At 68.5% G+C, this 10,239-nt stretch carries 9 protein-coding genes; 2 read left to right on the top strand and 7 right to left on the bottom strand.

Features of this window, described 5'->3' with window-relative positions:
* Positions 1 to 381: 381 nt before the first annotated feature.
* The 3 genes from ACZ45T_RS24750 to thyX form a co-directional block, all read right to left on the bottom strand.
* Complete coding sequence (locus ACZ45T_RS24750; protein ID WP_468444772.1) at positions 382 to 2,067, bottom strand: ribonuclease J; 1,686 nt, start codon at positions 2,065 to 2,067, stop codon at positions 382 to 384.
* Between the two features lie 122 nt (positions 2,068 to 2,189).
* Positions 2,190 to 3,089 (bottom strand): 4-hydroxy-tetrahydrodipicolinate synthase, encoded by a 900-nt coding sequence (dapA, locus tag ACZ45T_RS24745; protein WP_468444770.1) that lies wholly within the window; start codon positions 3,087 to 3,089, stop codon positions 2,190 to 2,192.
* Positions 3,090 to 3,289: 200 nt separating this feature from the next.
* Positions 3,290 to 4,051 carry an FAD-dependent thymidylate synthase gene (thyX, locus tag ACZ45T_RS24740; protein ID WP_468444768.1) on the bottom strand — a complete coding sequence of 254 codons (762 nt, stop codon included), beginning with the start codon at positions 4,049 to 4,051 and terminating at the stop codon, positions 3,290 to 3,292.
* Positions 4,052 to 4,239: 188 nt separating this feature from the next.
* Between thyX and ACZ45T_RS24735 the strand changes: the two genes are divergently transcribed.
* Together ACZ45T_RS24735 and ACZ45T_RS24730 are read left to right on the top strand one after the other, a co-directional pair.
* Positions 4,240 to 4,479 (top strand): hypothetical protein, encoded by a 240-nt coding sequence (locus ACZ45T_RS24735; RefSeq protein ID WP_468444766.1) that lies wholly within the window; start codon positions 4,240 to 4,242, stop codon positions 4,477 to 4,479.
* A gap of 48 nt (positions 4,480 to 4,527) precedes the next feature.
* A complete protein-coding gene (locus ACZ45T_RS24730; protein WP_468444764.1) occupies positions 4,528 to 5,094 on the top strand; it encodes a PH domain-containing protein in 567 nt (188 codons plus the stop codon).
* Between the two features lie 35 nt (positions 5,095 to 5,129).
* On the opposite strand, the gene ACZ45T_RS24725 is transcribed toward ACZ45T_RS24730, so the two are convergent.
* Genes ACZ45T_RS24725 through ACZ45T_RS24710 form a run of 4 tightly spaced genes read right to left on the bottom strand, consistent with a single transcriptional unit; the run spans position 5,130 to position 10,006 of the window.
* Positions 5,130 to 5,582, bottom strand: a complete 453-nt coding sequence (locus ACZ45T_RS24725; protein ID WP_468444762.1) for a hypothetical protein — start codon at positions 5,580 to 5,582, stop codon at positions 5,130 to 5,132.
* Positions 5,583 to 5,598: 16 nt separating this feature from the next.
* Positions 5,599 to 6,351: a 4-hydroxy-tetrahydrodipicolinate reductase gene (gene dapB, locus ACZ45T_RS24720; RefSeq protein WP_468444790.1), complete on the bottom strand. Its 753-nt coding sequence runs from the start codon at positions 6,349 to 6,351 to the stop codon at positions 5,599 to 5,601.
* A gap of 56 nt (positions 6,352 to 6,407) precedes the next feature.
* The gene (locus tag ACZ45T_RS24715) at positions 6,408 to 7,787 is read right to left on the bottom strand and encodes a M16 family metallopeptidase (protein WP_468444760.1); all 1,380 of its coding nucleotides are present in this window, start codon (positions 7,785 to 7,787) and stop codon (positions 6,408 to 6,410) included.
* Positions 7,784 to 10,006 carry a polyribonucleotide nucleotidyltransferase gene (locus ACZ45T_RS24710; RefSeq protein ID WP_468444788.1) on the bottom strand — a complete coding sequence of 741 codons (2,223 nt, stop codon included), beginning with the start codon at positions 10,004 to 10,006 and terminating at the stop codon, positions 7,784 to 7,786. The genes ACZ45T_RS24715 and ACZ45T_RS24710 overlap by 4 nt, the downstream gene beginning before the upstream one ends.
* Positions 10,007 to 10,239 lie beyond the last annotated feature (233 nt).

Below are 10,239 nucleotides of genomic sequence, written 5' to 3'. Positions count from 1 at the left end.
TTGGCTGGGGCTTTCCTCCGGGCTTTCGTTCTGTTCTTGCGTTTCCGACTCTATCAGACTCTTTCGTGTCCGACTTCCTCGGCGCTTTCCAGGTTTTCGCTTTCGCGTTTCCCTTTCCGGCGGTTCCGACTCTATCAGATTCTTTATCCGCGTCTTGCGACTGGATTGGAATTCCGATGGCCTTCGGGGGGCCTTTCCCTTTCGGGTGGATCAGACTTTATCAGGTCTCCCTGAGTGCTTGATTCCCACCCGCCCGCATGACTCGTCCGGACACACGTGTGTGCCCTGGTGTCGTGCGAGGTGGAGACGTAAACGTACTGGAGCGGGGCCCCCGGATGCAAATCCGGTTGCCCCGCTCCCGTGTGGTCGCTACGGAGAGCGTCAGACCTCGACGACGACCGGGAGGATCATCGGGCGGCGGCGGTAGCTGTCCGAGACCCACTTGCCCATCGTGCGGCGGATGAGCTGCTGGATCTGGTGCGGCTCGGCCACGCCGTCGGAGGCGGCGCGGGCGATCGCCTCCTCGATCTTCGCGATGACCGGGCCGAAGGCCGCGTCATCGATGCCGGAGCCGCGGGCCTGGATGTTCGGGCCGCTCACGACCTTGCCGGTGGTGCTGTCCACCACGACGTAGACCGAGATGATGCCCTCTTCACCGAGGATGCGGCGGTCCTTGAGGTGGACCTCCGTGACATCGCCGACCGAGAGGCCGTCCACGTACACGTAGCCGGCCTGGACCTTGCCGGAGATCCGCGCCTTGCCGTCGATCAGGTCGACGACCACGCCGTCCTCGGCGATGACGATGCGGTCCTTCGGGACACCCGTCAGGGCGCCGAGCTCGGCGTTGGCGCGCAGGTGGCGCCATTCGCCGTGGACCGGCATCAGGTTCCGCGGCTTGCAGATGTTGTAGAAGTACAGCAGCTCGCCGGCCGAGGCGTGGCCCGAGACGTGCACCTTGGCGTTGCCCTTGTGCACGACGTTGGCGCCCCAGCGGGTCAGGCCGTTGATCACGCGGTAGACCGCGTTCTCGTTGCCCGGGATCAGGGACGACGCCAGGATCACGGTGTCGCCGGGGACGATCCGGATCTGGTGGTCGCGGTTCGCCATGCGGGACAGGGCCGCCATCGGCTCGCCCTGGGAACCGGTGCAGACGAGGACGACCTCGTGGGCCGGCAGGTCGTCGAGGGTCTTGACGTCCACGACGAGGCCGGCCGGGACCTTCAGGTAGCCCAGGTCGCGCGCGATGCCCATGTTGCGGACCATCGAGCGGCCGACGAAGGCGACCCGGCGGCCGTACTCGTGGGCGGCGTCGAGGATCTGCTGGATGCGGTGCACGTGGCTGGCGAAGCTGGCCACGATGATCCGGTTGTGGGCGTTCGCGAAGACCGTGCGCAGGACGTTGGAGATCTCGCGCTCGGGCGGGACGAAGCCCGGGACCTCGGCGTTCGTCGAGTCCGAGAGGAGGAGGTCGATGCCCTCTTCGCTCAGACGCGCGAAGGCGTGCAGGTCGGTGAGGCGGCTGTCCAGCGGGAGCTGGTCCATCTTGAAGTCGCCGGTGGCGACGACCAGGCCCGCGGGGGTCCGGATCGCGACGGCCAGGGCGTCCGGGATGGAGTGGTTGACCGCGATGAACTCGCAGTCGAAGGGGCCGAGGCTCTCGCGCTCGCCTTCCTTCACCTCGAGGGTGTAGGGGCGGATGCGGTGCTCCTGGAGCTTCGCCTCGATGAGGGCCAGCGTCAGCTTGGAGCCGATCAGCGGGATGTCCGGCTTCTCCCGGAGGAGGTAGGGGACGGCGCCGATGTGGTCCTCGTGGCCGTGCGTCAGGACGATGCCGTCGATGTCGTCGAGGCGGTCCCGGATGGAGGTGAAGTCCGGCAGGATCAGGTCGATGCCCGGCTGCTCCTCTTCGGGGAAGAGGACGCCGCAGTCGACGATCAGCAGACGGCCGTCGAACTCGAAGACGGTCATGTTGCGGCCGATCTCGCCGAGACCACCCAGGGGGGTGACTCTGAGGCCGCCCTTGGGCAGCTTCGGCGGCGGACCGAGTTCCGGATGCGGATGGCTCAAAAGTGTCTCCTCACCACGCACGCCACGTGCCTCATAAGTCACGTGGCGCGCATGTCATTCGTGCACTTGCTTGTCTGTTTTGTATTTATTTGATCTTGCTTATTCGGTTGTGAAGTCTGTTGTCAGAGCTGTACCCCGCCGGCGGCAAGATCGATCTTGAGCTGAGCCGTCTCTTCGGCGGTCAGCTCGATCAACGGGAGCCGGAGCGGGCCTGCGGGCAGGCCCTGCAGGTTCAGCGCGCCCTTGGTCGTCATCACGCCCTGGGTGCGGAACATGCCGGTGAAGATCGGGAGCAGCTTCTGGTGGATCTCGGCGGCCTTCTGGACGTCTCCGCCCAAGTGGGCCTCCAGCATGGCGCGCAGCTCGGGGGTGACCACGTGGCCGACCACGGAGACGAAGCCGACCGCACCGATCGACAGGAGCGGCAGGTTCAGCATGTCGTCGCCCGAGTACCAGGCCAGGCCGCTCTGCGCGATGGCCCAGCTGGCGCGGCCGAGGTCGCCCTTGGCGTCCTTGTTGGCAACGATACGGGGGTGCTCGGCCAGCCGGACGAGGGTTTCCGTCTCGATCGGGACACCGCTGCGGCCGGGGATGTCGTAGAGCATGACCGGCAGCTCGGTGGCGTCCGCGATCGCCGTGAAGTGCCGGTAGAGGCCTTCCTGCGGCGGCTTGCTGTAGTACGGGGTCACGGCGAGCAGGCCGTGGGCGCCGGTGCGCTCGGCCTGGCGGGCCAGCTCGAGCGTGTGGCGGGTGTCGTTGGTGCCGATGCCGGCGACCACGTGGGCGCGGTCTCCGACGGCTTCGAGTACGGCTCGTACGAGGTCGTTTTTCTCCGCGTCGGTGGTGGTCGGCGACTCACCGGTGGTGCCGTTGATGATCAGGCCGTCGTTGCCTGCGTCCACCAGGTGGACGGCGAGCTGCTGCGCGCCGTCGAGGTCGAGTACGCCATCCGCCGTAAACGGCGTGATCATGGCGGTGAGGACCCGCCCGAAGGGGGTCTGCGGAGTCGAGATCGGAGCCATGGGTAACACGCTACTCGCTGCCATGCTCGCGGTGTCCCCTCGGGGGACGTCAACAGGGTGTTGGACGCCGGCACTGCCTGCTCGGGGGTTCAAGCAGTGCCGGGTCCGTTTGATCAGCCTAGATGAAGTTTACGAAACGTCGCAATACGGACACTTAGGACTTAACGCCGTACATCAGTACGGCATGGGCTCATCAGCCCTTACGGGGCAACGCGACCGTTGCCGTTGAAGGCTGCGTACGTGAGCGGCATGAGCGTGGCCCAGTGCTGCTCCATCTTCTCGCCGACCATCTCGATCTCCCGCTGCGGGAAGGACGGGACCGCCGCGAGCTCGTGCTGGGTGCGCAGGCCGAGGAAGTGCATGAGCGAGCGCGCGTTGCAGGTGGCATACATCGAGGAGAAAAGACCGACCGGCAGGACCGAACGGGCGACCTCCCGGGCCACGCCCGCGGCGAGCATCTCCCGGTAGGCCTCGTAGGCCTGGAGGTAGGAGTCCTCCATGACGCGGGCGGTCAGTTCCTGCTGCGCCCGGGTGCCCTCGACGAAGACGTACTTGCCCGGGCGGCCCTCCTGGACCAGCTTGCGCTCGGCGTCCGGGACGTAGAAGACCGGCTCCAGCTCCCTGTAGCGGCCCGATTCCTCGTTGTACGACCAGCCCACGCGGTGGCGCATGAACTCGCGGAAGACGAAGATCGGGGCGCTGATGAAGAAGGTCATCGAGTTGTGCTCGAAGGGGCTGCCGTGGCGGTCCCGCATCAGGTAGTTGATGAGGCCCTTGGACCGCTCCGGATCCTTCTGAAGCTCCTCCAGGGACTGCTCGCCGGCCGTGGAGACGCGGGCGGCCCACAGAACGTCCGAGTCGGCGGCGGAGTGCTTCACCAACTCCACCGTCACATCACTGCGGAAGCTGGGTTTCAGATCTGAAGCGGCGGTCTCGCTCACGGGGTCCTTCCAAACGTGCATCCGGGGCGCGCTCACTCTACGGCGCCCCTCACCGGTCCCCGCGCATCCGCACGCGCAGCACGGAGGCCCGCACAGCTGACGCACAGCCATGAAATTTGCCTAATGTCCCGGAATCCGGCACCGATTGAGCGGCTCGAACGTCCTACTAGGAGAACGCACAGTCGTAGATCCCGAGGAGGTCCGCTCTCATGTTCCGCCGGCGCGAACCCGTCCCGTTCGCCTTCGTCGCCGAGGCCGACCGGTTCCGCAGCAACGTCACTCCCCCGCCGCGCGAGAGTCTGGGCAAGACCCAGATAGCCGCCCGTACTCTGGTCGGACTGACCGTGGTTGCGGGGCTCGCCGGCTCACTGCTCTTCGGTATGCCCGCGCTGCAGCCGAACAAGGCACCGGAGAAGTCGCAGCAGTCGGCGGCGTCCGAGGGGCGGTAGCCTCTCGGGCACAGCCCAACCGAACGTGCATGTGAGTGAGGTCCAGCCGTGCCCCTGCCCTTCCTGACGGCCGACGGCGTTTCCGATGCGGATGACGACGGCGACGGCGACGAGGTACTGGCCCATCCCGACCACGACCGATGGCGGCGGCCCTACCGGCCGGGCCCCTGGCGCGTGGCCATCTCCGCGCTGCTGCTCCTGCTGTCCGCCTTCATGCTGCTGGCCACGATGATCGTCGCCTTCGCGGGCGGATGGGGCGGGGCCGGGTTCTGCCTGGCCGCCGCCCTCATGGTGGTCGGATCGGCGGTGCAGACCCTGCGCGTCGGCGTCTGGGTGAGCCGTACGGGGATGCGCCGCGTGGGCTTCCTCAGGACCCGCACGATCGCGTGGAGCGAGGTCGCCGAGGTCCGTACGGTGCAGCAGCCCGTGCGCTGGCTCGGACTGCCGAGGACCGTTCAGGGGCAGGCGCTGACGATGTCGGGCCCCGGCGGCACGGAGCTTCCGGTGCTGCTGACCGACCACAACGCCGATTTCCTGGCGCGGGCCGAGGCCTTCGACCGGGCCGCCGACACGCTGGCGGCCTGGGCCGACGAGTACCGGCCCGTGCCCGCCTGACCCGGCGCCGCGCGCACGGGAAGCCCGTACGGGGATCAGACCTGTACGGGCTTCTTGTCGTGCAGGGCGATCGCCCGCTGCATGGCCTTGCGCGCCCGCGGGGTGTCCCGGGCGTCGTGGTAGGCGACGGCGAGCCGGAACCAGCTGCGCCAGTCCCCCGGCGCGTCCTCGGTCTCGGCCTTGCGGCGCGCGAAGACCTCGTCGGCCGAATCCCGCAGGATGCGGCCGTACTTGTCCCGCTCCAGCTCGTCGACGGGCAGTGCGCCCTCGGCCTCCAGCTCGGTCGCGAGGAGGTTGGCCCTCGTGACGAACCGGGTGTTCTGCCAGAGGAACCAGACACCGATGACCGGCAGGATCAGCACGGCCAGCCCGAAGGTGACGGTGAGCCAGGTGCCGTGCCGGATCAGCATCAGCCCACGGCTGCCGACCAGGACGAAGTAGACGACCAGGACGGCGGCCGTGATGAAGTACGTGATCTTCGCGCGCATCGTGAAATCAGCCCAGTCAGCCCAGGTCGAGGAAGTGTTCCAGGCCGAAGGTGAGGCCCGGGGTCTGCGTCACGCGGCGCGCACCGAGCAGGATGCCCGGCATGAAGCTGCTGTGGTGCAGGGAGTCGTGACGGATGGTCAGGGTTTCGCCCTCGGCGCCGAGCAGCACTTCCTGGTGGGCCAGCAGGCCGCGCAGGCGGATGGCGTGCACCGGGACACCGTCGACGTCCGCGCCGCGCGCGCCGTCGAGGGCGGTGGCGGTGGCGTCGGGCTGCGCGCCGAGGCCGGCCTCGGCGCGGGCCGCGGCGATGAGCTGCGCCGTACGGGTCGCCGTGCCGGAGGGCGCGTCGACCTTGTTCGGGTGGTGCAGCTCGACGACCTCGACGGACTCGAAGTAGCGGGCGGCCTGCGCGGCGAACTTCATGGTGAGGACGGCACCGATGGAGAAGTTCGGGGCGATGAGCACACCGGTCTGCGGGGAGCCGGCGAGCCAGGTGTTCAGCTGGGCGAGGCGGTCCTCGGTCCAGCCGGTGGTGCCGACCACTCCGTGGATGCCGTGGCGGATGAGGAAGTCCAGGTTCTCCATCACCGAGGCCGGGGTGGTCAGCTCGACCGCGACCTGGGCGCCGGCCTCGGCCAGCGTCTCCAGCTTGTCACCGCGGCCGAGGGCGGCCACCAGTTCCATGTCCTCGGCGGCCTCGACCGCCTTGACCGCCTCGGAGCCGATGCGCCCCTGGGCTCCGAGCACTGCCACGCGCAGCTTGCTCATCTTCACGTCCTTCATCCAGAACAGTCTTGAAGCAGAACCGACATACCTGTACGGGACTAGGCCACCGCTTCGTCGAGGCGGGCGGCCTGCTTCTCCTTCAGCGGCCCGATCACCGCGAGCGATGGCCGCTGAGCCAGTACATCCTGTGCGACCGAGCGGACGTCGTCCGGGGTCACGGCGGCGATCCGGGCCAGCATGTCGTCGACCGACATCTGGTCGCCCCAGCACAGCTCGCTCTTGCCGATGCGGTTCATGATCGCGCCGGTGTCCTCCAGGCCGAGGACGGTGGAGCCGGACAGCTGGCCGATGGCCCGCTTGATCTCCTCGTCGGCGAGCCCGTCGGAGGCGACCTTGTCGAGCTCGTCGCGGCAGATCCGCAGCACGTCGTGGACCTGGTTGGGGCGGCAGCCCGCGTACACGCCGAAGAGGCCGGTGTCGGCGAAGCCCGAGGTGTACGAGTACACGCTGTAGGCGAGGCCGCGCTTCTCCCGGACCTCCTGGAAGAGGCGGGAGGACATGCCGCCGCCGAGGGCCGTGTTCAGCACGCCCAGCGCCCAGCGGCGCTCGTCGGTGCGGGCCAGGCCCGGCATGCCGAGGACCACGTGGGCCTGCTCGGTCTTGCGGTTGACGAGGTCGACGCGGCCGGAGGTGCGGATGCGCTTGGTGCCGGTGCGCGGGCCGATCGGCTCGGCGTCGGCGCGGGTCAGCGAGCCGGCCTTCTCGAAGGCGGCGCGGACCTGGCGTACGACCTTGTTGTGGTCGACGTTGCCGGCGGCGGCCACGACGAGGTGGGTCGGGTCGTAGTGCTTCTTGTAGAAGCGGCGGATCCGGTCGGCGCCCAGCGCGTTGATCGTGTCGACGGTGCCGAGGACGGGGCGCCCCAGGGGGGTGTCCCCGTACATGGTCTGCGCGAACAGGTCGTGGACCATGTCGCCCGGGTCGTCCTCGGTCATCGCGATCTCTTCGAGGATGACTCCGCGCTCGGCGTCGACGTCCTCCTCGCGGATCAGCGAGCCGGTGAGCATGTCGCAGACCACGTCGATGGCCAGCGGCAGGTCGGTGTCGAGCACCCGGGCGTAGTAGCAGGTGTACTCCTTCGCCGTGAAGGCGTTCATCTCGCCGCCGACCGCGTCGATCGCGGAGGAGATGTCGAGGGCGCTGCGCTTGTGCGTGCCCTTGAAGAGGAGGTGCTCCAGGTAGTGCGTGGCGCCGTTGAGCGTGGGCGTCTCGTCACGGGAGCCGACGTGCGCCCAGATGCCGAAGGTGGCGGAGCGGACGGAGGGCAGCGTCTCGGTGACGATGCGCAGTCCGCCGGGCAGGACGGTGCGCCGGACGGTGCCGATGCCGTTCTGGCCCTTGAGGAGGGTTTGGGTACGGGCGACGGCCCGCCCCTCGGAAGAGGGGCGGGCCGTCACACGGGAACTACGCGACATCACTTGTCGGAGTCGTCCTTGTCAGCGTCGTCGCCGGCGGCCTCGCCGTCGATCACGGGGATCAGGGAGAGCTTGCCGCGCTGGTCGATCTCGGCGATCTCCACCTGGACCTTGGTGCCGACCGCGAGCACGTCCTCGACGTTCTCCACGCGCTTGCCACCGGCGAGCTTGCGGATCTGCGAGATGTGCAGCAGGCCGTCCTTGCCGGGCATCAGGGAGACGAAGGCACCGAAGGTGGTGGTCTTGACGACCGTACCCAGGTAGCGCTCGCCGACCTCCGGCATGGTCGGGTTGGCGATGGCGTTGATCGTGGCGCGGGCGGCCTCGGCGGCCGGACCGTCGGCGGCACCGATGTAGATGGTGCCGTCGTCCTCGATCGTGATCTCGGCGCCGGTGTCCTCCTGGATCTGGTTGATCATCTTGCCCTTGGGGCCGATGACCTCACCGATCTTGTCCACCGGGATCTTGACGGTGATGATCCGCGGGGCGAACGGGGACATCGCGTCCGGCGTGTCGATCGCTTCCATCATCACGTCGAGGATGTGGAGGCGGGCGTCGCGGGCCTGCTTGAGGGCCGCGGCCAGGACGGAGGCCGGGATGCCGTCCAGCTTGGTGTCCAGCTGGAGGGCGGTCACGAACTCCTTGGTGCCGGCGACCTTGAAGTCCATGTCGCCGAAGGCGTCCTCCGCACCGAGGATGTCGGTGAGGGCGACGTAGTGCGTCTTGCCGTCGATCTCCTGGGAGATCAGACCCATGGCGATACCGGCGACGGGGGCCTTGAGGGGCACACCGGCGTTCAGCAGCGACATGGTGGAGGCGCAGACCGAGCCCATGGACGTCGAACCGTTGGAGCCGAGGGCCTCGGACACCTGGCGGATCGCGTACGGGAACTCCTCGCGGGTCGGGAGGACCGGCACGATCGCGCGCTCGGCGAGCGCGCCGTGGCCGATCTCGCGGCGCTTGGGCGAGCCCACGCGGCCGGTCTCACCGACGGAGTACGGCGGGAAGTTGTAGTTGTGCATGTAGCGCTTGCGGGTCACCGGGGAGAGGGTGTCCAGCTGCTGCTCCATGCGGAGCATGTTGAGGGTGGTGACGCCCAGGATCTGGGTCTCGCCACGCTCGAACAGCGCCGAGCCGTGCACGCGCGGGATGGCCTCGACCTCGGCGGCGAGGGTACGGATGTCCGTGAGCCCGCGGCCGTCGATGCGGACCTTGTCCTTGATGACGCGCTCGCGCACCAGGGCCTTGGTCAGGCTGCGGTAGGCGGCGGAGATCTCCTTCTCGCGGCCTTCGAAGGCCGGGAGGAGCTTCTCGGCGGCGATCTCCTTGACGCGGTCCAGCTCGGCCTCGCGGTCCTGCTTGCCCGCGATGGTCAGCGCCTGGGAGAGGTCACCCTTGACGGCGGCCGCGAGGGCCTCGTACACGTCGTCCTGGTAGTCCAGGAAGACCGGGAACTCACCCTCGGGCTTCGCGGCCTTGGCGGCCAGGTCGGCCTGGGCCTTGCAGAGGACCTTGATGAACGGCTTCGCGGCGTCGAGGCCCGAGGCCACGATCTCCTCGGTCGGCGCCTGGGCGCCGCCCTTGACGAGGGCGATGGTCTTCTCGGTGGCCTCGGCCTCGACCATCATGATCGCGACGTCGCCGTCCTCCAGGACGCGGCCCGCGACGACCATGTCGAAGACGGCGTCCTCGAGCTCGGTGTGCGTCGGGAAGGCCACCCACTGGCCGCGGATCAGCGCGACGCGGACGCCGCCGATCGGGCCGGAGAAGGGCAGGCCGGCCAGCTGGGTGGACGCGGACGCGGCGTTGATCGCGACGACGTCGTACAGGTGGTCGGGGTTGAGCGCCATGATCGTGGCGACGACCTGGATCTCGTTGCGCAGGCCCTTCTTGAAGGACGGGCGCAGCGGGCGGTCGATCAGGCGGCAGGTGAGGATCGCGTCCTCGGAGGGGCGGCCCTCGCGGCGGAAGAAGGAGCCGGGGATCTTGCCGGCCGCGTACTGCCGCTCCTCGACGTCCACCGTCAGGGGGAAGAAGTCGAGCTGGTCCTTGGGCTTCTTCGACGCGGTGGTGGCGGACAGCACCATCGTGTCGTCGTCCAGGTAGGCAACGGCGGAGCCGGCGGCCTGGCGGGCCAGACGGCCCGTCTCGAAGCGGATGGTGCGGGTGCCGAAGGAACCGTTGTCAATGACGGCCTCGGCGTAGTGGGTCTCGTTCTCCACTAGCGTTTTCTCCATTTTCGTCGTCTCCGTCCGCCGCCCGTGTGGCGGTGGACGGTTGCGGAGAAGCGCTCCTGGCGTGCGGGCCGGTCTTCGATCGAAGCATCCGGTTCGTTGCCCCCTGAGGGCATTCCGGGTGCCACTACCGAGGACCGGCGGCGTGGGAGGGCGCTCCTCCTCTTCAGTTGTGCGCGTCTTCCTCAGACGCGCACGTGCGTCCGTTCCAGACTACAAAG

Source organism: Streptomyces sp. NPDC030995, from assembly GCF_055571215.1.
Note: the sequence above shows the minus strand (reverse complement) of the source record. Positions and strands in the feature narration are given on the sequence as shown.

Excerpts from the sequence above, each read along its gene's own strand:
- dapA (WP_468444770.1), bottom strand. The coding sequence starts at position 3,089 with ATGGCTCCGATCTCGACTCCGCAGACCCCCTTCGGGCGGGTCCTCACC.
- ACZ45T_RS24725 (WP_468444762.1), bottom strand. The coding sequence starts at position 5,582 with ATGCGCGCGAAGATCACGTACTTCATCACGGCCGCCGTCCTGGTCGTC.
- thyX (WP_468444768.1), bottom strand. The coding sequence starts at position 4,051 with ATGCACGTTTGGAAGGACCCCGTGAGCGAGACCGCCGCTTCAGATCTG.
- ACZ45T_RS24735 (WP_468444766.1), top strand. The coding sequence starts at position 4,240 with ATGTTCCGCCGGCGCGAACCCGTCCCGTTCGCCTTCGTCGCCGAGGCC.
- dapB (WP_468444790.1), bottom strand. The coding sequence starts at position 6,351 with ATGAGCAAGCTGCGCGTGGCAGTGCTCGGAGCCCAGGGGCGCATCGGC.